Below are 21,518 nucleotides of genomic sequence, written 5' to 3'. Positions count from 1 at the left end.
GATTGAGGCGCTTTCATCGCCTCTGACCCACTCGTCGCCCCGGCCTTGAGCCGGGGTCCCGCTTCTTCCTCAACCGTCACGAAGAAGCGGGGTCCCGGATCAAGTCCGGGACGACGAAGAAGAAGCCGTCGCCCCTGCGAAGGCAGGGGCCCATGTCTGTCACGTGCCGCGAGGGATCTGACACAAGGGCCGACACCCCTTTGTCAAATGGCCCGAGGCACGACAGAGACATAGGCCCCTGCCTTCGCAAGGGCGACGATGCTCCACCGCCGTCGTTCCCGTCTCCGCAAGCGCCTGCACAGCAAAGATGAAAAGAGACGCAGGCGTGACTGCGCCCCGCCGCTATGGCACCTGTCCCCGCATGACGTCCCACACCGACCGCCTCACCGCACTGCGCGCACGGCTTTCCGCCGCCGCCCTCGACGGCTTCATCGTCCCGCTGACCGACGAACATATGAGCGAATATGTCGGCAGCTACGCACAGCGGCTGGCATGGCTCACCGGCTTCGCGGGCTCGGCGGGCAGCGCGGTGGTGCTGGCGGACCGCGCCGCGATCTTCACCGACGGGCGCTACACGATCCAGGTCCGCGAACAGGTCGACGCCGCCGACTGGGACTATGTCGGCGTGCCCGAAGACAGCATCGCCGGCTGGCTCGCCGATCATGCCCCCGCCGGCGCGCGGATCGGCTACGACCCGTGGCTCCATCCGCGCGGCGCCATCGACGAGTGGCGCGACGCGCTGGCGAACAAGGATGTGACGCTGGTCGCGGTCGACGCCAACCCGGTCGACGCGGTCTGGCACGATCGCCCCGCCCCCTCGCCCGCGCCGGTGATCGTCCAGCCCGAGGCGCTGGCCGGCGTCTCCTCCGCGACCAAGCGCGCCGAGGTTGCCGACTGGTTGTCCGCGGAACGGGCCGACGCGTTCGTCGTCGCCGCACTCGATTCGATCGCCTGGCTGTTCAACGTCCGCGGCAGCGACGTCGAGCACACACCGGTCGCGCTCTCCTATGCGATCGTCCATGCCGACGGCACCGCCGATCTGTTCGTCGCCCCCGGAAAGGTCGGCGCGGCGGTGCGCGAGCATCTCGGCAATGCGGTGCGGCTCCACGATCGCGACGATTTCGCCGGCGCCCTCGGTAATTACGCGGGCAAGACGGTCGCAATCGACCCGGCGCTGACCGTCGCCGCGATCTTCGACGCGGTCGAGGCCGGCGGCGGCACGACGCTGGCACGGCGCGACCCCACCCTCGTCCCGCGCGCGTGCAAGAACCCGGTCGAGATCGCCGGCCACCGCGCCGCCTCGCTGCGCGATGGCGCGGCGGTGACGCGCTTCCTGCGCTGGATCGCCGACGCCGGCCTGCGTGGCGGGCAGACCGAATTGTCGGCGGCGGCGCAACTCCTTCGCTTCCGCCAGGAAACCGGCGCATTGCGCGACCTGTCGTTCGACACGATCAGCGCCGCCGGCCCGAATGGCGCGCTCCCGCACTACCGGGTCACCGGGGAATCGAACCGCGCGATCAAGCCCGGCCAGCTCTACCTGATCGACTCCGGCGGCCAGTATGACGACGGCACCACCGACCTGACGCGCGTCGTGCCGATCGGCGCGCCGACACCCGAGATGCGCGACCGCTACACGCGCGTGCTCAAGGGGCATATCGCGCTCGCCACCGCGGTCTTCCCGCACGGCACCACCGGCGCGCAGCTCGACGCGCTCGCGCGCGGGTCGCTTTGGCAGGCCGGGCTCGATTATGCGCACGGCACCGGCCACGGCGTCGGCAGCTTCCTGTCGGTCCACGAAGGCCCGGCGCGGATCGCCAAGCCCGGCTACCCCGGCGCCGGCCCGTCCGAGCCGCTACGCCCCGGCATGATCCTCTCCAACGAGCCCGGCTATTACAAGGCCGGCGCCTACGGCATCCGCATCGAGAACCTGCTGCTGGTCACGCCGCGCACCATCGCGGGCGGCGAGGCGGAGATGCTGGCGTTCGAAACGCTGACTCTGGCACCGCTTGATCCCGATCTGATCGACACGGGGCTATTATCGGCGTCGGAGCGGCACTGGGTCGACGATTACCATGCTATTGTGGCGCGCGAATTGTCCCCGTTGCTCGACGAATCCGACCGCGAGTGGCTTCAATCGCGCTGTTCACCGCTCCCGGCGTGACCTGACGCGCTCAGGGCTGCTCCTTTTCCCCGCCGTTCGCGTCCGGAAGCGGCTGTATCTGCTCCCGCGCCTGCGCCTTGCGCCGCCGCAGATTGGCCCTGAGTTGCGCGGCCAGCCGCGCGGCGCGTTCGTCCTGGTCGCTCATCGCAAATATCGCTACCGCCACCGAACGCGCTTGACAACGGAGCCCGTCTCGGCTCTTAGGCCCGCTCCCGCGGATGACGTGGGAAGTGCTGCCGTAGCTCAGTGGTAGAGCGCATCCTTGGTAAGGCTGAGGTCGTGAGTTCAATCCTCACCGGCAGCACCATTTTTTCCTGATTTCCCTGCCGGTTGGCGGAAGCGGGCCTTGAAAGAGGCTGCTTACAATGGGTCAGAACAGGCCATTGTCAGCACATTGTCAGCAAAGTTCGTCCTGCCATGATTTCCGGCGCCCGCGGATGCCGCTCACGGGGCATTTTCGCCTCCGAGTCGCTCAACCAGAGAGTCGACGAACACCCGCACTCGCGCCGGCATTGTCGAACCGCCGACGAACAGCGCGTGCAGCGGCTCGCGGTCCTGCGGGTTGAACGCCTCCCGCACCGGCCTGCGCGTGCTCACGCGCGGGCCGGTGCTGGCCGCGCTGGCGCTGACCGTCGTCGGGGCGGGCGCTATGTTCACCGTCTTCACCTATATCGTTCCGATCTTGCGCGAGGAGACGCAGGCCTCGACCGGCTTCGTCACCGCCATGCTGGCGCTGTACGGCACCGGGCTGACGATGGGGAATACGCTGGGCGGGCGGCTGGCTGACCGGTCGATCGAGCGGACGCTGATGGGCTGTATCGTGTCCTGCGATGGCGTAGACGATCCGCCCGCCCAGCTTGCGGAACACCGGTCCGGTGCCGAAGCAACGGCGCTTCTCGAGTGTTCGCGGGGACAGTCCCAGATGCACCGCCGCGTCCGGCGTCGTGACGTAGTGCCGCGTCGGCAAGTGCACGTGATGCGCCATGATCGTCCTCCGGAGTTTGATCACCGGTGGTCGGCAAGGACCGGCGGCTTCCGGGTGACGTGGCGCAGATGACAAAGGTCGGCGGAGCGGCTTTATTTCACCGGGCTTTTTTGTCGCCCCCCATCAGCAGCGCGCGATAGCCCCCCGCGATCATCGCTGCTGTCTCACGTCGGAGGCGTTGTATATGGCGACGCTCTGAGGATGCTTTCCACGCGGCAGCCGACATGGCCGGCATGGCTGGCGAAACGATCCGGGCGAGTTCACGCAAGGATGCGCCGGTTGCTTCCGCATCGGCCAGCCGGATCATGAGTGTCAGTCGATGACGCTGAAATGCGCTCGGCAGGCTCGGGCTTCGGGTACCTGCCGTCAGCCCCCGACATCGCCGGGCAAACCGCGTCGTTGCATCGGAGCGGAGGGCAAAACTGCGATCCATCGGCAGGTGGAAGGTCAAGTCTGGACTGCCCGCGTCGGACTGGAGCCAAATTCGGTGGCGTCCTCCGACATCGTTGAGGATGATGTAGCGTCCACCGTGGAGAATCTGATCAACGCAGGTCCTCCCGGGAAGCGTAGGCAAGATGTCGTGGATTTCGCGTATCGAGGCGAGCACGACGCTGCCGAGCAGATCAGGCCGCCAGAGTGCCGGGCAGTTGCCGGGATCAGCGTCAGGAGAAACCAGGAAAGTACAGCCCCCATTGCTTGGGCACACCCCCTTCAGCCTCGCGGGGGTGATTATCCACCTTCCGCCACTGACTGACGTACGACGAATTTCGCCGGAGTAGCTCCTGCGCGAAGTCCGCTAGGTCAAACAGGTTTTTTCCCGCACGCGATGGTTCGGGTTCGACAAGTATCGCCACCTTGAATGCTTTCGGCTGACTGCGTCGTTGTGACGACAGCCGATCGCGCGCGCGCGTCGTAGATCCCGATGAAGGACAGGGTTAGCTGCTCCAGCGTAGATCATCACGGAGGAAATTGCGTATGGGGCTTGGCGGGTATTGCGACATTCGCAGCCGTGTAGCCGGTGCTATGCATGGCCGGCCCTAGCCTTTTCCTGCCATTCCCAACCCTATCCGAGATCAGCAAGTCTCGGCATGCAAGCTGCCGAAGCTCTCGACTTCTCCTAAACGCCATCCATTCCACCCGCATTTTCTGAAATCGGTGCCGCAACAAGCGCAGCCCACAACTCCAACGAATTCCGATATTTGGAGAGAAGGCCTCGGATAAGAAGCAATGCGCTGGGGCAGCCTCTGGCGCCTCGATGCCCCCAATATTTGGGCAAGGCGAACGCGATCAAGCGGCTGTGATCTGGATGAAATATCCGTTGCGTTCGACCAAAGATAAGGGGACACTTACCTCCAGTCGACAGATTATAGCGAGTCGCAGACCTTTGGGGGGTGTCCATGCGCTACGCACTATTGTGCATCATCTTGCTTCTCGGCGCTTGTGCAGGAACACAGGTTCGACCGATTGCCGCTACTGCCGATGGCGTAGATGCTGATAACGCAGCCGATGGCATCCGCTATTATGAGCCGGCGCCCTTTTTACTGGTTTATTCGGATGGAAAGGGCGGCCTTCAGAGCAAGATCGTCATTCTACCCGACTTGACGCGCAAGCGTAGCATCGATCCGTTCGCCTATCTCGCATCCAACAATTCGACGCTCACATTTCAGAACGGCATGTTGACCCAAGCGAAGAGCGTGATCGACGAAACGGTTGTTCCCAAGGCGGTAATCGGTGCACTGGAGAAGGTGGCCACCGGTCTGCTCGCCGGCACGCTGAACGATGCAGGCGCCACGCCCAATGGTCAGCTTCCACCTCCACAGCTTTTCCGCATCGTGTTTACCGACACCGGGGCCAGGCTGGTTGGCGGTCCGGGCGTGGACAGCAATGGTCAGCCGCGCATGATTGACGTGACGATCTCCGCTCCGGACAAAGCCGGCGCTGCGGCCGCGAAACCGGCCGACGCTAAGCCGGCCGAGGGCAAGGAGGGACAATGATGAAACGCCTCCTTCCCATTGCCTGCCTGCTGCTCGCCGGCTGCGTCACGACGCTCAAGAGCGAGCGCGACACCGGCGCCAATGACGGTCTCGTCTATTCGCTGCCGATCCCCGTGATCTATGTTGTCCCTCAGCCCAATGGGACGATGAACGTCTCGGTCGAATATTTTTCCGATCCAAAGAATAGCTATGTGCTGCGCACCCACTCGTTCGTGTCGAACCACACGCTCGACGTGCAGCGCGATGAGCGCGGTTTGCTCAAACAGGTATCGCTGGATGCGAAGTCGGACGCGGTCGCGGCTGCTGCCATCGAGTCCGCCGGCAATCTTGCCAAGGCGCAGTCGGACGCTGCGAAGAAGGATGATGAGGCGGTCGCCACCAAGGTGGAGGCTCAGGCCAAGGCAGTAGCTGACGCTCAGCTCGAACTCGATATCGCCAAGGCCAAGTACGACCTGTTGATTGAAAGGAAGGCAGCTACGGACAAGCAGCTCGAAGCCGAGCTGGCGCTCAAAGGGGCCGAAGCTAAGCTCAAGCGCGCCGCCGCGATCGCGAGCGGCGCGAACCTTGCCTACAACGCTCCCGGCGTCGCAGCGCCCGCGACGCCCGAGGCGGCGGCACCGGTCATGTTCCGAGTGATGCCGGTAGACCCGCGGAACGGCGAGCTGGGCGTCAAGCTGGTTGCTTTCGAAGGACCAAGAAGCCTACCCACTTCGATTGCTGCCAAGCCTGCCGAGCCCGCTGCTGCGGCGCTGCTCCTCACGCCAACCAACGGCGGTATCGTGCGCGTTGAGGCAGGAAAGCCAGTGCAGCTCGTGCTCGTCTCAAATCAGGCTCTGAAGCGCCTCGTCCAAGGAAGCTTGGAGCTAAAGCGGGTCGGATCCGATGATAATCTGGCGTCGTCGCTCGTCCTCTCGGCGTCACCTGATCCAAAGGCCGACAAGCCCACGATCGTTGTTAATCTCGATCAGAGCATCCCGGCCGACACCTATCTCTTCAACGTTGCCATCGAGCTTCCGAGCGGCCAACCCGTTTCCAAGGAGCCGGTTCAGTTCACGGTGGCGCGGTGATAGCACTCGAATGCGTGATTGCCCGGATGACGAGCCAAGCTTGGGTGCCGGCATTTGTGCAAGGTGGCGCCCGGGTACTGCAGCAGATTTTCTCGCAGGCGTCGCAGCAGGATATCGGTCTGGCCCTCAACCTGGCCCAAGCGGTTGTTCCACTTGCGGGCAACCAGAGCGGGTTTTGGCCCTATCACCTCCACATGGCGACCCGTGACCTGACAAAGAACCCAAAGCCACCCAAGCGGTCGCTACGCATCGCCGTCCTGATCGCGGATTTCTACCAGCCCTACCCGGCGGCCTTGGGCGTCATGTTCGATCGCGGGTTCGATCCGGGTGATGATCCCAACAGCAACCCGGCATTCACCGCATCGCCGCGCGAGGGTTGCGCAATCTTCACGTCAGCAATCGCGAACCTGCGCAAGACGCAGCCGCTTGCCGAGCAGGAAGCCTTGTTCACCACCATTCACGAGGTGGGCCATCTATTCAACTTGCCGCATGTCCTCACGCCCCAGCCGCACTTCCTTTCCCAGAGCGCGACAGCCGCTCCCTATGGCAACGGGGCCTATCATTTCCTTCCGCAGCACGCGTTCGCGCTGTCGAAATGCTCGGTATCCCCTAGCATCTGGCCCGGCGGTGCCCCGTTCGGGGACAATGGCGACTTCGCCAATGTCAACCTGCCCCCTCCTTCCGCGAGGGCAGCACTGTTCGGGCTCGAGCTCGACATCGCAATGAGCCTGCGCGAGTTCTGGGCGTTCGAGCCCGTTGATCTCGATGTCGAACTCAGGGTGGCGCCCGGCGTCGCACGACGATTTCGGGTGCCCGACTGCATCGACCATGGCTACGACCAGTTCGCAATCTGGATTGAGGAACCAGATGGGGCGCGGCGCAAGTTGCGGTCGCCGCGGCGCTATTGCGGCCCAACCAAGTCGCGAACCATTGCTCCCGGCAGGCCCTTTCGGCGGGACATCAGCATCTTCGGCGAGGCAGGCGGCTATGCGTTCCGACGCGCTGGCTATCATACGATTTGGGCCGAATTCGAGCCGCGGCCAAGGCAGCGCATCGTCTCCAATCGAGTGGATGTACAGGTACGGGTGCGAAACGTCGGCAGCGACGGCACAACGGCCCGCAGCCTCCTGACCGCTTCCAAAGCGGCGCGCACGCTCTATCATCGGTTACCGATTGCAGGAGTCAGGGATCTGCGACGCCTCGCATCCCTCGCTTGCGACCCAGAACTGCCATCTCGCGCTATGGTTGGTTACGCTCTTGGTCGCGCCATGCTCCGGCATGCGGACGCAGCGCTCAACAGGCAAGGGGGCGAACTGCTCGCGCAAGCCGCTCAGCAGCCCGTCCTCGGTGTCCACCAGCGCGAACTCGCACTGGCGATCAGTCGCACATAGGCGCCGCCGGTTTCAGCTGAGAGGGCATGGCCGAGCCACCTGCAATAATTGATCTGAATCGGCATTTCGACACGTTCGGTAGTCTACTGCAAATCCGGCGGAGCTGGGCGAAGATGATAGCGAGGTTGTCGATATAGGAGCCAATTATCTCAGGAGTTTACGAACTCCATGGTTGACTTCGCACTAAGCGAACGGCTGATTCTGCGCGACGCTGCAGTTTTATTATCGGATGTCGAGTCGAAGATGAGTTTCGACGTCGTCGACGAAGTTGGCTGGCACACCGACGTCGTTGGCTATCATTCGCCACTGTCCAACGGCTTCGGTTACCTCACGCACAATTGCCTTGACCGCTCGCGGCGATACGCCGGCCGATTTGCCACCGTCAATGAGGGCGTCGAGAGTGAAATTATCGCGCAGGCCCGCCAGTGACATCTGGTGCTGAGAGGTCCAATCACCGGTCGGATTGTAGCTATAGGCGATGTCGAAGGCCGGCGCGAGGCTCCAGGTGCCGCTCTGATCCATCAGGAAGGCGATGTTTTTGACGTGATCGTCCTGATTGCGCCCGACGATATTAAAAACGGCGCGCCGAAACTGTTGATCGAGCGCATCCTGCCCGAGCCCGAGCGCGCGTATTGTCGTGAAGGCCTGTTCATACCCATTGGTGCGCGGTTCATTAAAATCGAGATGAGCGAGTGCCGCCAGTGATTGCATATGGAGCTTGTCGCCATCGGCAAGCCGATCGAAGCGACGGGTCATAAAATGCCGGCGACCACCTTCCTCGAACAGGCGACATTCCGCCATCTCGACGCCGGCGAGTGCCGCCATCTTCGAATAGGCGAACTCGATCGTTCCGAAACCCTTTGGGTCGGCGAGTTCGTGATCCTTGTTGTTGGCGACCCCGTCGAACTTCATCAACCAGTAGCCAAAGCCCTCTGGCGCCCGGACCTGTCCTGAGCGGACCTCGTTGGTTTCGGCGTTCCAGGCGATAATTGCCTTGGCGCGTGCTCCGCCGGCCGAGGTGCCGACGCGCAGGATCTCGCGTAGCGCTTCGGCTTTGGCGTCGCCCGCGAACGTGGCACGCAAATCCTTACGATGGACGAGCACTTCGGAGGCGAGCTTGACTAGTGCCTCGATCTCGACCGAGTCTGCCGCGGTCGAGGCCGGGCCGTGCGCGGGCAAAAATTCGAGTGCGCCCATGCCACGTGTGCCGGTGTAGCAGAGCCGTTCGACGGCGTCGAAGTCTGCACCCGTCCGGCCTTGGGTGGCAAGCCAGGCATCGATCAGCGCGTTGCCATATTTGTCGGGCAGGGCATCGGCCAGCATGCCGGGCAAACCGTGGAAGCTTTGCGTCTGCAGTGCCGGAAACCGATATACCGCGCTTCCGAGCGGCATCGTTATCGGGGACAGCTCGATTCCGCTCCGCTGGAAGGCGGGATCATATTCAAAGCTAGCGAACCGCTCGCCGGCGGGGAGTGTGACCGCACCGATACGACGGTTCCACAACCAGACCTCGGCTGTGCTCATGTCTTCTCACCCCAGGTCCACGGTTGCTCTTTAGTGGCTTTGCTTCTGCGCTTATAGGCGCGCCGACGGGTTTCCACCTTCGAGTCAGCGAGCTGGATCGGCCGGATGCTCGTCTCGGGGATCAGCTGGTCGAGATTTGCCGACAGCCGAAGCGCTCGCAAAATCCGCAGCAATTTATCGAGCTGGACCGAGCTGCCTGCTTCGAGGCGTTCGATGGTGCTTCGTGAAACACCGGCTTGCTTCGCGAGCTCGATCTGGGTGAGATTCATCCCGACACGATATTGCTGCGCCCGCTGGCCAAGCTCGGCCAGCATCGTAGTTTCGGGCATCGTGGGCACAATCCGCATAGCGCCTCATTTATGAAGAATTGTGGGCTCGTTTCAACCCCAATTCTTCAAATTTGAGGAGATATCACCAATTGCAAACTGCGAAAGCGCGGCTCTGAAATGCTGCACTTCTCATGCAAAATAGCCTAAAATCAGTCACAATGCTTCAGATAAGCAGCATTGTACAAATTAGTGGAAAGCCTTAGTGCAATCCGGGTTCGTTACGCATTTACGCCATGAATTGCTCATTTCATTTACCCGCAACCAGCGACCAATCAGCGCATCAAATTTTCGGGTCGGAACGTATTCGCCGGACAAGGTCCGGAATCATGCGAAGGCGCATCCGATGATATTTTTCGAGCAGACGTCGAAGCTGCCGACGATCACCGGTATCGAAGGCTTCTCCAAGCAGGACTATCTCCCCCGTGGCAGAAGGAATCAGTTCGGCTTCGATCATGCGCACCCGGTGAAGGCGCGCCGAAAGGCGATCAATCGCACTCACTGCTTCGGCAAGGCCGGTATCTTTCGCCAAGCGCGAGAACAGCAGCGTTGCGCGATCGGCGTAATCAATATCTTCCGTAACATTCTGCCGTTCTGAACAACGACAGATGCGTCGTGCGCATAGAAGGGACAGGTGCCGATTCCAGTCGATCAGGCCGCGCAGCCCGTCGCTGGTCACGAACGGCACCCGGAACCCTTCCCCCACCTCGGCTTCAACCAGACCCTCTCCGGTCAAGCGGTTGAGCGCATCGCGTACCGGGGTCATGCTGACCGCAATATCACCTGCAATCCGGTTGGCCTCCAGCCTCTGACCGGGTCGATAGGCTCCGGTCAAAAGCCGCTGGCGGATTGTGGCGTAGCTTCGATCGAGCACATAGGCAGCGTTCACCGATCGTCGACCCGTCCGGCTGGATCAATCCGGCCAGTGACGGATGACGGCGCTTTGCCATATCCGGCGAGCATTTTCGCCTGATCGGGTGTCAGCGCATCGATAGCTGCGAGATATTCAGGGACATCGTCGCCCAGCAGCACCGAAGGACACTGTCCCTCGTAATTGCCGAGATTAGGCCGATGCTGGGCATAGCCGATCAGTGCCGCAAGCTCGGGGGGAAAATTGCGCGCGACCGCCGGTGGATAGGCAAGCCACTGGTTTTCATAAGGCTTGAGCCAACCCAGACTGTAGCCGGTCACGAGGCACCGCCGTTCGGTCTCGGCGATGTTCGCGCCGGCAGCGTGAAGGGTCGAACCCAGAAAACAGATCGCGTCGCCCGGCTGGCAGATCGCGAGCTCCGCGGGCGGCGGCGTGGTATCAGTCAGTGCACGCTGGCCATGGGTTTCGGGAAACAGCCGTGTGGCGCCATTATCCGCGGTGAACGGAGTTAGCGGCCAGATGACGTTCAACAGATACTCATGCTCGCCCTTCACGCCCTGCCACATATCCTGGTCGCGGTGAGGAAACTGGTCAGGGGCCCCCGGGTGGATGCCGATCGCCTGCGTCAGGTTCAGCTGGATCCGGTCGCAAGCCGGGGCGAGGATCTGATGTGCAAGCGTCAGGATTGCAGGACATTGAACGACGGTCGCGGCATGGACGGACCGGGCAAGTATGCGTCCGAATCGCTTCGTACGGGCTCCATAGAAGTCGCCCTGACAGAATGGCGTCCGTTCGAACGCGGGCGCCAGATCGGTTGCAAGATCTTGCAAGACACTGACCGGCAGGGCGCCGGGAATGATGCAGAAGCCGCGCTCTTTCAGCTCTTCATACCGGTGCTGGACATCGACGGGATGAACGGCCGCGTTCACGAGTCCATTTCCGTCGTGAAAGGCGCGATCGGCGCAAGGACGGAACAGGCCGGCGCGTAGATGCCGCTCTTTCGCAGCTTCCCTACCGTCTCCTCGTCGATAGTAATGCGCAGCGCCGATAGCATCCGGCCCCCGTTTTCCCGGGCCGGCGCGAGGGTGCAGCAGTCCCAACCGAACGTCATGACCTGATCGAGCCACGCCTGCTCGGCCACGCCGGTGTAGGCTTCGATGCCGTGCGCGAGCGCGTAGTCGACAAGAGCGCTGACAAGCTGGTTACGGACGAGGCGGCGGTCTCGCGCGCATTGGCGGCGATCGAGGCAGAACCGCGTGATCTCCAGCGTGGTGGAACCTGTCGGCAGCACGTCTCCGCAAAGGTCCGGAAATACGGTATCGAGCAGGTGGGGCCGATCTGTGCGCAACAGTCTGGCGGATGCTCGATGCCGTCCGTCGGCATCAAGCAGTACGAGGTATCGGGCATCAGTGTTGTCGAACTGGTCCAGCTCGAATTTGCCGGCCAGGATTGGCAATTGCCAACCCAGCAGGTCAACGAACACCTCTGTCCGCGCCGCAAACATGGCACGCATCGCCGCATCCTCGCCTCCGCTTCCCGAAATCCTCGTCGCCGTGAACATGCCTGTCTCCCTTGTGAGAAGCGCAGGCTGGCGTGCGGTGGCGGCGACGCACATACCAAGGAATGGGGGTAGTCGGTGGCGGGACGAGGACCATCGCGCCCGGCTGGGAGCCGAATGACGTCAAGCGGGCGCAATCAGCGTCGGCGCAGGATATCGGCGAACGAAAACAGGCCGTCGAACAATGCCCTGACGACCAGTGTCGCCCGCTTCTGGACACCGTACCGTTCCCGCGCCAGTTTGAGGTGCTGGATGACCGTCTCATGGCTGATGCCCATGATCCGCGCGATTTCCCAGTCGGTCTTCCCTCGACCGGACCACAGAACGCATTCGGTTTGCCGGTACGTCAGTCGTGGAAATGACGGCGCCGGAAAGTCCCCATGGATGCGGCGGGCGCATTCGAACGCAAGACCGCCAACCAGTTCGGCCACCATGATCTGATCAGCCGGTAGCGATCGGCCAGCCATGACCGCGAAAGAGCATGAGCCGATCACCTCACCGGGCACATTTGCCGGAATGGTGTAACCGTCGCCGATCCCGTGTTCCCAGCCTCGCGCAAGGACATGACGATCCCCGGAAGTAACCGCAATCAGGCGCGCGATATCACTCCATGCGAAACCAACCAGCCGCCGGTTACTTGCGCGCCGCACCGGATCGCTGACGCCAAATCCGCTGTCGTCATAGACCTTTACCCACTCAAGCGGATAGTTGTGCAAACGAACGCCGGGATCATCGGGATTGAGAATAGTTGGATGATGTGCAAGCGCAAAGAAGTCGAAGCCCATATCGTTTGATATGGCTTCGAGCGCTTCATGTAACGCATCGGCTGTCCTAACTTCTGAAAGCGTCGCTGCGAACGCCTCCACAAGCCGCAAGCGACTCATGGCAACCTTGTGTCGCCCCCGGGTCGCACGCCCAACATGCGAACCCGCGGTGCGCCTTCCCTGCTTTGCACTCGTCCGTTACATGCCTCACGATGCTGGCGATTGCGGTGGAAGCGCAGGATACGGCCTGATAGTTCGGCGACAATAGACAACCTTTTGTGATGATCATCATACTACCAGCCGCTTGTATCGATCGCTGTTATTATCTTTGCGCAGCACGACTTACCGGCTATCGCGCGAACCTTGGGAAGCGCGATCGCCGCCGGCTAGCGGCCGGCGGCCAAGTTCGCGCTATTTTGAAGCCTATGCGGCGTCCATGCGCTGCGCCTGCCCAAGCCGGCGGGCCGCGGTGCGGTAATGGCTGGCGTCCAGTTCCACTCCGACCCAGTCGCGGCCAAGCGCCCGTGCCGCCGCCAGTGTCGATCCCGATCCGCTGAACGGGTCCAGCACGAGGTCGCCCCGTCTGGTGAACGCTTCCACCAGCGGGGTCAGCGCCTCGACCGGCTTCTGCGTCGGGTGCAAACGGTTCCCGGAATAGGGAAAGTCGATCACGTCGGGGATGATTCGCGACGGCATCCGGGGATTGCCCTTCGCCAACAGATACGCCTGCTCGTGCTCGTAGCGCAGAAATCGCGATGACGACGCATACCGCTTCCGGAACACCAGATGCCCGACGACGCGGAAACCGGCTGCGCGCCACGCCTCCATGAACAGGTCCACCTTGTTCCAGCCGTAGAAGCTGATCGCAAAGCCACTGTCCTTCACGACACGGTGCATCTCGGCAAAGGCAGGCTTCAGCCAGCGTCCGTTGTCGTCATTGGCGACGCTGCGGCCCTGCCGGTCGCGGTAGCGGGTGACATACGGCGGGTCGGTCAGGATGAAGTCGATGCTGCCGGTGTTGAACGCCTGCATCACGTCGATGCAATCGCCGTTGAAGATCATATTGCGGGGAGCGTTGCCGGTCATGATGCTGGTCCTTCCTCGATCCGGGGTTCAGCAGCTTTCGCGCTGCAACCCCTGCCCGTCGGCGAGACCGGGTGTGCAACCGGAGGGGCGTCTTCGCGGGGACCCTGCTGCACGGAACGCGCGCAGCGGGTGGAGGAAGCTGGGCGGAAGATGATCCGAAGGGCGCTGAGGGCTGGCCCTAAGCACCCCGCTCCACAACAGTGGCGCGATCAAAAACGGCCTACTTTACGCCTTCCATGTCATTGAGACTGGCCATGATCGCACGGCACCGTGCCGCCACCGCGGTGACGAGTATCGGCAGGGTGGTGTCACCCCCGGGTGGGCATGGCTTCGACATCGGTCCGCGCACGATCAACATTGGCCACCACCGTGTCGCCAACGCGCGGACGCGGCGGATGGTCGGCGCAGCGCCGAGTCCGCAAGCCGCTGCGAGCCGCAGCCAGTCCCTGCGCTTCAGATAGTCGTCGCGGTTCATGACGCTCTCTGCGCTTCTAGCAGGGCGACCGGGTCCAGCCCGACCAGTCCGGCAACAACGAGGGCGCGGCCGATCTGGCAGGTCGGCTTGCCCTTTTCGAGTTCGTGGACGAACCGGATGCCAACGCCCGCGACGGTTGCCAGATCTTCGAGAGTAAGCCCCATTTGCTGCCGGCGTTCCCGGACGAGCGCGCCAAAGCGGCGAGAAAACCAAACCGCGTCGTTTTCGGTATCAGCGCGATTCATCAGGCTGCCCTTTCCCGAACGGGAAAGATGGCTCAAATACTTTCTAAAATCAAGGGCTCCTTTCCCAATTGGGAAAGACCGTTGTCCTCCGTTCAAGCGTCCTGCAACCGCACGAAGCTGGGCGGCATCGATGCTACCGTGAGCAAACATCGCCGCCACTGTGGCGATCAGCATGTTGTCGTCGACGTCTGCAGGGGCCACTCCTTCACCGAACGCACCGGCAGCTGCGCGAGGCGCTGCGTGGGCGCAACGTTCCGTGCATTTCCACTTAGCATGGCTGCGCGGCAGCGGATTGGCCCTCCTCAGCAGGTTCACGTCTGCGTGATGATGAGCGGCTGGGAAGATATAACGCCCTTGTGGTGATAGCTATTCACGCAAGAGGCACAAAGTGATAGATATTCGCAGCTGGTGAATGGTTTGAGCAATCCGATCTAGACCAAGTGATCTCTTTTCACGGAAATGATGATGGGTGAATGGCCTGCGCACGACGTGATGGATTTTCACGGACGGCCGCTTCCCGAACGAGGGGAGCCGGTCGGCTATGCCGCGCTGATCGCGAGATACGACCTTGCCCTGCTACTTCCGATAAGGATGGCGGCGATCGCCGGACGCCACCACCCGATCTCGACGGATGCGTGGCTGATGTTGACGCCGCGCCATCGACCCGCAGCGGCGCTCGGTCCGCAACTCGTCTTTGCCTTCCGATACGAAGGCCTCGACCTTCAGGTACTTGCCGCTCTGTTTCAGGCGGTCGCACCCGACGAGGTGGAGGCGATCGTCCGGGCGACGCCGACCGGCGCCTTCGCTCGCCGCCTGTGGTTCCTTTACGAATGGCTGACCAGCAGGCAGCTTGATGTGCCAGACCCCGGTAAGGTGCGGCTGGTTTCAATACTCGACCCGGATCAGCAATATGCGCTTGCCGAGGGCGATCCGTCGCCCCGGCATAAGGTCATGAACAACCTGCCCGGCACGCCAGCCTTCTGTCCGTTGGTGCGTCGGACGCCCGACCTCGCCGCCTTCTCGGCGAAGGCTCTCGGAGACAGGGCACGCGAGGCGATGGGGCGCGTCCGGCCCGACCTGGTGGCACGAGCCGCAGCGTTCATCCTGCTCAACGATTCAAAGTCGTCCTTTGCCATCGAAGGCGAGCGCCCGACCGGGCAGCGGGCGGCGCGCTGGGGACAGGCCATTGCGCAGGCCGGTATCCGTCCGCTCAGCCTCGGCGAATTCGATCGCCTCCAGCGTATCGTTATCGGCGACGACCGGTTCGTCCGCCTCGGGCTGCGTGACGAAGGCGGCTTCATCGGCATGCATGACCGCGACACCAACATGCCCGTGCCCGATCACATCAGTGCGCGGCACGAGGATCTCCAAAGCCTGATGGACGGACTGATCGCCTTCGCCGACCGGGCGGTGCGCGGCGTGATGGACCCGGTAGTAGCGGCTGCGTGCCTCGCCTTCGGCTTCGTCTACATCCATCCCTATGTGGATGGGAACGGACGCCTGCATCGCTGGCTGATCCACCATGCGCTGGCCGCCGCCGCCTACAGTCCTCCCGGCCTTGTCTTTCCTGTCAGCGCCGCAATCCTGCGCCACATCGATCCCTATCGTGCGGTTCTGGAGTCCTGGTCTACGCCGCTCCTGCCGTTCATCGAATGGCGCCCAACCGCGTCGGGCAACGTCGAGGTGCTGAACGACACCGCCGCCTTCTACCGCTACTTCGACGCTACGGCCCATGCGGTATTCCTCTATGGCTGCGTCGAGGAAACGGTCGAGCACGATCTGCCGGAAGAGGTGCATTTCCTCCAGGCGTTCGATCGATTCTCCGAGGGCATCCAACAGATCGTCGATATGCCAACGACGCACGTCGAGTTGCTGCACAAGTTCCTTGATCAGAACGACGGCAGGCTGTCGCAGCGCGCACGCACAAAGGAGTTCGCGGCTTTGGACGATGGCGAAGCTATGCGGATCGAGGCGCTCTATGGCGACACCTTCGGGCGAGGTCCGGACTGAGACGAATCAAATATCGGCATCCACACCTCGTCCGAAAAATGCCTACAAATTTCGGACAGAAGCCGTTGGGCAAGGACTGTTACTCACCCCGCGGTAAGCCGCGCCACTGCCGACCGGAGTTGATCGGCATCGATACCGCCGCCCGCAAACTGCGCAGCCAGTGTGGCGATAAGCATGTTGTCGTCCACCTCGGCAGGCATCGACCGGCTTACCGGCCGCGCCGGCACCTGAGGAGCCGTCCGCCGCCGGGGCGCAATGCTCCGTTCCTTTCCATCCAGCACGGCGGCGATCTTGGCCGCCACCGCATCGGCAGCCGAGCGCAGCAGGTCGTCGATGTGGATATACCCCTGCGTCACGCCGCGCTTGCCGTGCCCGAGCAGGCCGGCGATTGTCAGCTCGGAATAGCCAAGCTCGCCCGCGATGCTCGCGAAGGTATGGCGGAAGACGTGCGGGGTGACGCCCTCGATCTGCGCCGTCTTGCACAGCCGTTCGACCAGATCGGGCACCTGCTTGTACCACGTGCCCGTCCAGTCGGAGGGGAAGACGTAAGGATTGCCCGGCTGCTCGGCCTGTGCCTCGATCAGCTCCATCGCCGCCGCGCCGACGACGCGGACCTGCGCGCCGCTCTTGGTGTCGGGGAACATCACGCAGTCGGCATCGAAGTCGACCCAGCCGCGCTGGAGCGCCTGCGCCTCATTGCGGCGGAAGCCGGTCAACAGGATCAGCCGCACCGCGGCGAGGCCGACCGGATGCTCGCCCTGCTCCGCGGCGGTCCGCATCGCCTCACCCAGCGCGGCGAGTTCCGCGACCGACAGCCGGCGCGTCCGCTGACCGCTCGCCAGCCTCCGGACGCCCCGCGCCGGATTGTTGTCGATCTTGCCGAGCCGCAGCGCGTGCTCGAACACGGCATGAAGTGTCGAGATGCTCCGCGAGCCCGCACCGACGCCACCGATCGTATCACGACCGCGTCCGACCCCGCGTGAGCGGGACGATTTGCCCTGCGCCACATCAGCCTGAAAGGCGGCGATGTCGGGCGGTGCCAGCGACTTTACCTTGCGGGTGCCGATCAGTGGCTTGATGTGCCGTTCGATCCGGCTGCGATCCATCCGCAGCGTCGACATCTTGATCGGCCGCCGGCGCCGCCCCAGCAACCGGCCGCTCTCCGCCTCCTCCAGATACCAGTCGCAGATGTCTGCCACGGTGGGTGCCGCCCGTGCGGCATCGCGCGTCTCGATCGGATCGTCGCCGCGCGCAACGTCCCCCAGCCGCTTCTTCGCCTCGACCCGCGCCTGCTCGACTGTCAGTACGCCATAGCGGGCAAGCGTCAGACGGCGGCTGCGGCCATCGGCATTGCGATATTGAAGGACGAACGTCTTGAGCCCGGACGGGAGGACACGCACGCCAAAGCCGCGCAACTCGCTGTCCCAGTGTGTTTCCTGTCCGGACGCCGGGATGGGCAGCGCCTCGATCCGGGTCCTGGTGAGCCTCGCCATAAGCAAAACCTCCGCGCGTTTTGCTGACAATAGCGCGGAGGGGCAAAATTGTAAGCATATTGTCAGCAGATTCGATAAAAACGCAGCGTTTCGTAGAGATCAGTGGCGTAGGATCAATTTGGAATAGTCGTTTAACTAAAGTGCTTTAGCGAAATGTAGCGTAGAATGGCGAACTATATTTCCCAAATTGGTAAGGCTTAAGTCGTGAGTTCAATCCTCACCGGCAGCATCATTTTCTAGAATTTGTCAGTGAGTTGCCGCTCCGCTGTGTGGGGTGCGAGTCGTGATGGCCAGCCGCCTCCAAGCGACCTGGCGCAGCTGGCCGGCGTAGCCGACGGGGCGCGCGTTCTCGATCGCGTAGAGCGAGTGCTGCGTAATCAGGGCGACCGTGACGAGCATACGGGTGCGGCGTTCGCGCGTGGTGCGTCAGACGGTTCCGCCCCCCCCCCCCGCCAGCGCATCGTCGCGGAGCGCTTCCTCGTGGCAGGCGGCGAGCAGGTCCTCGACGTCGCGCATCGTCGAGCCGCTGCGCCTACGGTTAGCGCCTGGCGGCGCGGCAAAACCTCTCAGTAGCAGACCAGCGCCTCGACGTAGAAGGCGCGGCCGTTGTCGATCTCCTCGCGGAGCAGCCCGAAGCCCGGGCCGAACAACCGCTGCGGTTGGAAAACGGTCAGGTTCTCGCCCTGCGCGACGATCATCGAGAGCCGGCTCATCTTCACGCGGAATTGCGCGTCGAAGAGGTCGCTCGGTGCGTAGCGGCGGTCGCCCAGCGGATCGATGGACGAGACCGAGTAGCGGATCGACGACAGGAGGTTCGAGGCACCTTCCACCGTGACCGGGCCGAGCGTGTAGAACAGCTTGGCGTTGCCGACGACATTCGCGCTCTCGAACAGGCCGGACAGGCGGCGTTGGCGGCGCTGACGGAAGCGGCTGGCTGATGGGCCGGGCGTGGAGAGCTGTCGAACCACCTCCTATCCATCGAGAATCTCACTGCTCGACATCAAGTAAGCCGAGCCGCTGCGTTGCTTCGGTGATTTCTCGATGGTGCCGGCACGGCGGAGTGTCTACTCGGCGCCGGTGCATGTTCCGCTAGGTTCGCTCGCTCCGGCGATGGCCCGCATCCGTGTGGTGCCCGGCTCGCCCTATTTCATCACCGAGGACGGCGCGTCCTGGACCCCGGTCGGGCACAATGACGCGATCACCTGGCCCGATCTCTCACCGCTATTTCGCCGCCGCGACCTGGCGGCAGTGGAGCGGCACCTGCTCGAGCTGCGCGCGCACGGCGTCACCTGTATCCGGCTCATGCTGGAATATTGCCATGGCGAACACCGCTATCTCGAACGGCCCGCGGGGCGCTTCGTACCGGCCATGGTGCGCTTGTGGGATGACTTGTTCCAGCTGCTCGAGCGGGTCGGGCTCAGGGTGCTGCTCACGCCCTACGACACCTTCTTCATGTGGATCCGCTGGCAACGTCACCCCTATGCGCGCGCGAACGGTGGCCCATGCGGCGGTCGGGACACGTGGTTGACCTGCCCCGACACGCGGCGCGCGATCAAGCACCGGCTGGCGTTCGCGAGCGACCGCTGGGGCAGTAGCCCGGCGCTGTTCGCCTGGGACCTATGGAACGAGATCCACCCGGCGCATGGCGGCGACGACCCCGCCGCCATCGCGCCCTTCATCGACGACCTCTCGACATGGCTACGCGCGCACGAGCGCGAACGGCTTGGTCATGCCAATCTCCAGACCGTCTCGATCTTCGGACCCGAGCTGATCCGCTACCCCGCGCTGGCGGAGCCGATCTTCCGCCATCCCTCGCTCGATTTCGCCAACACGCACCTCTACGAGCATGGCACGATCGACGACCCGCGGGACACCGTAGCGCCCGCGCTCGCCGCCGCCCGGTTGATGCGCGACGCGGTGACGGCCGCTGGACCGGCGCGGCCGGTGTTCGACTCGGAACACGGGCCGATCCACAGCTTCAAGGATCGGAAGCGAACGCTGCCGAGCGCCTTTGACGACGAATATTTCCGCCACATTCAATGGGCGCACCTGGCGAGCGGCGGCGCGGGCGGTGGCATGCGCTGGCCCAACCGTCATCCGCATGTCCTCACCCCGGGTATGCGCGAGGCCCAGAGGGCGCTGGCGGACTTCCTGCCGCACATCAATTGGAACACCTTTTACCGGCGCAATCTCTCCGCGGAACTGGGGTGCACGGATCGCGGCGTCGCGACGATCGGTTGCGGCGATGCCCGGCAGGCGCTCGCATGGCTCGTGCGGACCGACGCGACCGGCGCTGACGGCATGATCCGCCCGCGCGACGATGCGGAAGCCACCCTGCTCCGGGTCCAGGGGCTGGCCGACGGCGCGTATGACGTCGTCTGCTACGACACGCTTAGCGGCGCTGTGATCGACCACTCTCGCGCCGAGAGCGCTGGCGGCAAGCTCCTCGCCGCCGTGGGCCGGGTCCGGCGCGATCTCGCGGTCGCGGTGCGTGGGGTGGCATGAGCGTGGCAGACGCGACCGGGTGCCCGCCTCGCAACCTCGACTGGCGCGAGACCGCTTTGTACGCTCCGGTCAAGGCATTCCTCGAGGCACAAGGTTTCGCGGTGAAGGGTGAGGTCTGCGGCTGCGACGCGGTCGGCCTTCGCGCCGGCGACCCGCCGCTGATCGTGATTGCGGAGCTCAAGCTTTCATTCACGCTTGAGCTGGTCCTCCAGGCAGTCGACCGAATGCGCGGTGCCGACATCGTCTATCTCGCGGTGATCGCTTCGCGCCGCGGGCGCGACCAGGACCAGCGGGTCACACGCCTGTGTCGCCTGCTGGGCGTGGGGCTGCTCGCGGTCGACCTGCGGCTCGACCGGGTCGCGGTTCTCTGCGAACCCGTTCCTTACCGGCCGCGCCCCAACCTGCCGCTGCGCCGCCGGCTCGTGCGGGAGCATACCATGCGTGAGGGCGACCCGAACGCCGGGGGATCGTCGCGCCAGCCGATCATGACCGCCTATCGCCAGCGCGCGCTCGCCTGCGCTGCGGCAATGCGCGATGTCGGCGCGCGGCCGCGTGACTTGCGGCATCTGGCGGAGGACGCCGGCACCATTCTGTCGCGCAACGTCTACGGCTGGTTCGAGCGGGTGCGGCCGGGTCATTATCGGTTGTCAGAGCAAGGAAGAGCGATGATCGCGCGTGCCGCAGACGCAAGGCCGGCGGCGCCGTGACCGGTCTGGACGAGCCGCGCCCCCGTTGCGCCTGAGCGGCGGAGGAGAAGTCGATGATCGATCATCGCGACCGCGACGACACGGCACCGGCGCGCAGCGATCGATCGGTGATAACAGAAGGAAAGGGCAGCCCAAGCGGCTGCTCTGATCCACTCGGCTTCGAATTGCGGGTTGGCCCGAGAGGACGCCGGCAGTCTTGATGCAAAAAGAACAGATACGGGCCTCAGACGGTAATAGATGCACCGCAACGCCGGACACAAAATGTAATCTTAAAAAGACGTTATTTGGTCGTTCAGACATCAACACATTGTTAATCGATAAACTTCTGCTCACCGGCGAAAGCGACTCAGCTCATT

21 protein-coding genes, 1 tRNA gene and 2 pseudogenes are annotated in these 21,518 nt (G+C 63.5%); 9 read left to right on the top strand and 15 right to left on the bottom strand.

Annotated features, from left to right (window positions below):
- Positions 1-361 precede the first annotated feature (361 nt).
- Positions 362-2,161 carry an aminopeptidase P family protein gene (locus BACI71_RS01625; protein ID WP_159754160.1) on the top strand — a complete coding sequence of 600 codons (1,800 nt, stop codon included), beginning with the start codon at positions 362-364 and terminating at the stop codon, positions 2,159-2,161.
- Positions 2,162-2,171: 10 nt separating this feature from the next.
- On the opposite strand, the gene BACI71_RS18015 is transcribed toward BACI71_RS01625, so the two are convergent.
- The gene (locus tag BACI71_RS18015; protein WP_268894052.1) at positions 2,172-2,306 is read right to left on the bottom strand and encodes a hypothetical protein; all 135 of its coding nucleotides are present in this window, start codon (positions 2,304-2,306) and stop codon (positions 2,172-2,174) included.
- Positions 2,307-2,393: 87 nt separating this feature from the next.
- Here BACI71_RS18015 and BACI71_RS01620 point away from each other — a divergent pair.
- Positions 2,394-2,468, top strand: a tRNA-Thr gene (locus BACI71_RS01620).
- Between the two features lie 267 nt (positions 2,469-2,735).
- Positions 2,736-2,972: pseudogene (locus BACI71_RS01615) on the top strand (MFS transporter); the annotation flags it as partial.
- Here BACI71_RS01615 and BACI71_RS17800 read toward each other — a convergent pair.
- From BACI71_RS17800 to BACI71_RS18180, 3 genes and pseudogenes are all read right to left on the bottom strand, one after another.
- Positions 2,919-3,146: pseudogene (locus tag BACI71_RS17800) on the bottom strand (helix-turn-helix transcriptional regulator); the annotation flags it as partial. The pseudogenes BACI71_RS01615 and BACI71_RS17800 sit on opposite strands and share 54 nt — an antisense overlap.
- Positions 3,147-3,243: 97 nt before the next feature.
- A complete protein-coding gene (locus BACI71_RS01610) occupies positions 3,244-3,579 on the bottom strand; it encodes a DUF2285 domain-containing protein (RefSeq protein WP_236553048.1) in 336 nt (111 codons plus the stop codon).
- Positions 3,580-3,808: 229 nt separating this feature from the next.
- Positions 3,809-4,000, bottom strand: coding sequence for a transcriptional regulator domain-containing protein (locus BACI71_RS18180; protein ID WP_443018444.1), 192 nt, complete (start codon positions 3,998-4,000; stop codon positions 3,809-3,811).
- A 543-nt stretch (positions 4,001-4,543) separates the two neighbouring features.
- On the opposite strand from BACI71_RS18180, the gene BACI71_RS01605 reads away from it, so the two are divergent.
- Genes BACI71_RS01605 through BACI71_RS01595 form a run of 3 tightly spaced genes read left to right on the top strand, consistent with a single transcriptional unit; the run spans position 4,544 to position 7,598 of the window.
- Positions 4,544-5,140: a hypothetical protein gene (locus BACI71_RS01605; protein ID WP_159754154.1), complete on the top strand. Its 597-nt coding sequence runs from the start codon at positions 4,544-4,546 to the stop codon at positions 5,138-5,140.
- Positions 5,140-6,207 carry a hypothetical protein gene (locus BACI71_RS01600; RefSeq protein ID WP_159754151.1) on the top strand — a complete coding sequence of 356 codons (1,068 nt, stop codon included), beginning with the start codon at positions 5,140-5,142 and terminating at the stop codon, positions 6,205-6,207. The genes BACI71_RS01605 and BACI71_RS01600 overlap by 1 nt, the downstream gene beginning before the upstream one ends.
- Complete coding sequence (locus BACI71_RS01595; RefSeq protein ID WP_159754148.1) at positions 6,204-7,598, top strand: hypothetical protein; 1,395 nt, start codon at positions 6,204-6,206, stop codon at positions 7,596-7,598. The genes BACI71_RS01600 and BACI71_RS01595 overlap by 4 nt, the downstream gene beginning before the upstream one ends.
- A 222-nt stretch (positions 7,599-7,820) precedes the next feature.
- Here BACI71_RS01595 and BACI71_RS01590 read toward each other — a convergent pair whose 3' ends face one another.
- The 9 genes from BACI71_RS01590 to BACI71_RS17795 all read right to left on the bottom strand — a co-directional run bounded on the left by BACI71_RS01590 (position 7,821) and on the right by BACI71_RS17795 (position 14,621).
- Positions 7,821-9,122 (bottom strand): type II toxin-antitoxin system HipA family toxin, encoded by a 1,302-nt coding sequence (locus BACI71_RS01590; protein ID WP_159754145.1) that lies wholly within the window; start codon positions 9,120-9,122, stop codon positions 7,821-7,823.
- Positions 9,119-9,436 carry a helix-turn-helix transcriptional regulator gene (locus tag BACI71_RS01585; RefSeq protein ID WP_236552766.1) on the bottom strand — a complete coding sequence of 106 codons (318 nt, stop codon included), beginning with the start codon at positions 9,434-9,436 and terminating at the stop codon, positions 9,119-9,121. The genes BACI71_RS01590 and BACI71_RS01585 overlap by 4 nt, the downstream gene beginning before the upstream one ends.
- A gap of 295 nt (positions 9,437-9,731) precedes the next feature.
- Positions 9,732-10,337: a GntR family transcriptional regulator gene (locus BACI71_RS01580; RefSeq protein ID WP_159754139.1), complete on the bottom strand. Its 606-nt coding sequence runs from the start codon at positions 10,335-10,337 to the stop codon at positions 9,732-9,734.
- Positions 10,334-11,248, bottom strand: coding sequence for a phytanoyl-CoA dioxygenase family protein (locus BACI71_RS01575; RefSeq protein ID WP_159754136.1), 915 nt, complete (start codon positions 11,246-11,248; stop codon positions 10,334-10,336). The genes BACI71_RS01580 and BACI71_RS01575 overlap by 4 nt, the downstream gene beginning before the upstream one ends.
- A complete protein-coding gene (locus tag BACI71_RS01570) occupies positions 11,245-11,880 on the bottom strand; it encodes an acyl-homoserine-lactone synthase (RefSeq protein ID WP_159754133.1) in 636 nt (211 codons plus the stop codon). The genes BACI71_RS01575 and BACI71_RS01570 overlap by 4 nt, the downstream gene beginning before the upstream one ends.
- 134 nt (positions 11,881-12,014) lie before the next feature.
- Positions 12,015-12,761 carry a LuxR family transcriptional regulator gene (locus tag BACI71_RS01565; RefSeq protein WP_159754130.1) on the bottom strand — a complete coding sequence of 249 codons (747 nt, stop codon included), beginning with the start codon at positions 12,759-12,761 and terminating at the stop codon, positions 12,015-12,017.
- A gap of 303 nt (positions 12,762-13,064) precedes the next feature.
- The gene (locus BACI71_RS01560) at positions 13,065-13,727 is read right to left on the bottom strand and encodes a DNA methyltransferase (protein WP_159754127.1); all 663 of its coding nucleotides are present in this window, start codon (positions 13,725-13,727) and stop codon (positions 13,065-13,067) included.
- Between the two features lie 220 nt (positions 13,728-13,947).
- On the bottom strand, positions 13,948-14,202 hold the full coding sequence (locus BACI71_RS01555) for a hypothetical protein (protein WP_236552765.1): 255 nt from the start codon (positions 14,200-14,202) through the stop codon (positions 13,948-13,950).
- On the bottom strand, positions 14,199-14,621 hold the full coding sequence (locus BACI71_RS17795) for a helix-turn-helix domain-containing protein (protein ID WP_236552764.1): 423 nt from the start codon (positions 14,619-14,621) through the stop codon (positions 14,199-14,201). The genes BACI71_RS01555 and BACI71_RS17795 overlap by 4 nt, the downstream gene beginning before the upstream one ends.
- Before the next feature lie 291 nt (positions 14,622-14,912).
- Between BACI71_RS17795 and BACI71_RS01545 the strand changes: the two genes are divergently transcribed.
- Positions 14,913-16,457: a Fic family protein gene (locus tag BACI71_RS01545; protein WP_159754124.1), complete on the top strand. Its 1,545-nt coding sequence runs from the start codon at positions 14,913-14,915 to the stop codon at positions 16,455-16,457.
- An 83-nt stretch (positions 16,458-16,540) separates the two neighbouring features.
- On the opposite strand, the gene BACI71_RS01540 is transcribed toward BACI71_RS01545, so the two are convergent.
- On the bottom strand, positions 16,541-17,950 hold the full coding sequence (locus BACI71_RS01540) for a tyrosine-type recombinase/integrase (protein WP_159754121.1): 1,410 nt from the start codon (positions 17,948-17,950) through the stop codon (positions 16,541-16,543).
- A 566-nt stretch (positions 17,951-18,516) separates the two neighbouring features.
- A complete protein-coding gene (locus tag BACI71_RS01535; protein WP_159754118.1) occupies positions 18,517-18,918 on the bottom strand; it encodes a hypothetical protein in 402 nt (133 codons plus the stop codon).
- 142 nt (positions 18,919-19,060) lie between these two features.
- On the opposite strand from BACI71_RS01535, the gene BACI71_RS01530 reads away from it, so the two are divergent.
- Positions 19,061-20,455 (top strand): hypothetical protein, encoded by a 1,395-nt coding sequence (locus BACI71_RS01530; protein WP_201297269.1) that lies wholly within the window; start codon positions 19,061-19,063, stop codon positions 20,453-20,455.
- Positions 20,452-21,162 (top strand): DUF2161 domain-containing phosphodiesterase, encoded by a 711-nt coding sequence (locus BACI71_RS01525; protein ID WP_159754115.1) that lies wholly within the window; start codon positions 20,452-20,454, stop codon positions 21,160-21,162. Before BACI71_RS01530 ends, BACI71_RS01525 begins: the two co-directional genes overlap by 4 nt.
- The last annotated feature ends 356 nt before the right edge of the window (positions 21,163-21,518 follow it).

The sequence above is a fragment of the Sphingomonas sp. 8AM genome, assembly GCF_902506455.1.
Classification (GTDB): domain Bacteria; phylum Pseudomonadota; class Alphaproteobacteria; order Sphingomonadales; family Sphingomonadaceae; genus Sphingomonas.
Note: the sequence above shows the minus strand (reverse complement) of the source record. Positions and strands in the feature narration are given on the sequence as shown.

Coding starts and splice junctions, on each gene's coding strand:
- BACI71_RS01530 (WP_201297269.1), top strand. CDS start 19,061: ATGGCCCGCATCCGTGTGGTGCCCGGCTCGCCCTATTTCATCACCGAG.
- BACI71_RS18015 (WP_268894052.1), bottom strand. CDS start 2,306: ATGAGCGACCAGGACGAACGCGCCGCGCGGCTGGCCGCGCAACTCAGG.
- BACI71_RS01525 (WP_159754115.1), top strand. CDS start 20,452: ATGAGCGTGGCAGACGCGACCGGGTGCCCGCCTCGCAACCTCGACTGG.
- BACI71_RS01570 (WP_159754133.1), bottom strand. CDS start 11,880: ATGTTCACGGCGACGAGGATTTCGGGAAGCGGAGGCGAGGATGCGGCG.
- BACI71_RS01555 (WP_236552765.1), bottom strand. CDS start 14,202: ATGAACCGCGACGACTATCTGAAGCGCAGGGACTGGCTGCGGCTCGCA.
- BACI71_RS01565 (WP_159754130.1), bottom strand. CDS start 12,761: ATGAGTCGCTTGCGGCTTGTGGAGGCGTTCGCAGCGACGCTTTCAGAA.
- BACI71_RS01540 (WP_159754121.1), bottom strand. CDS start 17,950: ATGGCGAGGCTCACCAGGACCCGGATCGAGGCGCTGCCCATCCCGGCG.
- BACI71_RS01610 (WP_236553048.1), bottom strand. CDS start 3,579: ATGGATCGCAGTTTTGCCCTCCGCTCCGATGCAACGACGCGGTTTGCC.
- BACI71_RS01585 (WP_236552766.1), bottom strand. CDS start 9,436: ATGCTGGCCGAGCTTGGCCAGCGGGCGCAGCAATATCGTGTCGGGATG.
- BACI71_RS01545 (WP_159754124.1), top strand. CDS start 14,913: ATGGGTGAATGGCCTGCGCACGACGTGATGGATTTTCACGGACGGCCG.
- BACI71_RS01590 (WP_159754145.1), bottom strand. CDS start 9,122: ATGAGCACAGCCGAGGTCTGGTTGTGGAACCGTCGTATCGGTGCGGTC.
- BACI71_RS01600 (WP_159754151.1), top strand. CDS start 5,140: ATGAAACGCCTCCTTCCCATTGCCTGCCTGCTGCTCGCCGGCTGCGTC.
- BACI71_RS01605 (WP_159754154.1), top strand. CDS start 4,544: ATGCGCTACGCACTATTGTGCATCATCTTGCTTCTCGGCGCTTGTGCA.
- BACI71_RS01625 (WP_159754160.1), top strand. CDS start 362: ATGACGTCCCACACCGACCGCCTCACCGCACTGCGCGCACGGCTTTCC.
- BACI71_RS17795 (WP_236552764.1), bottom strand. CDS start 14,621: ATGCTGATCGCCACAGTGGCGGCGATGTTTGCTCACGGTAGCATCGAT.
- BACI71_RS01560 (WP_159754127.1), bottom strand. CDS start 13,727: ATGACCGGCAACGCTCCCCGCAATATGATCTTCAACGGCGATTGCATC.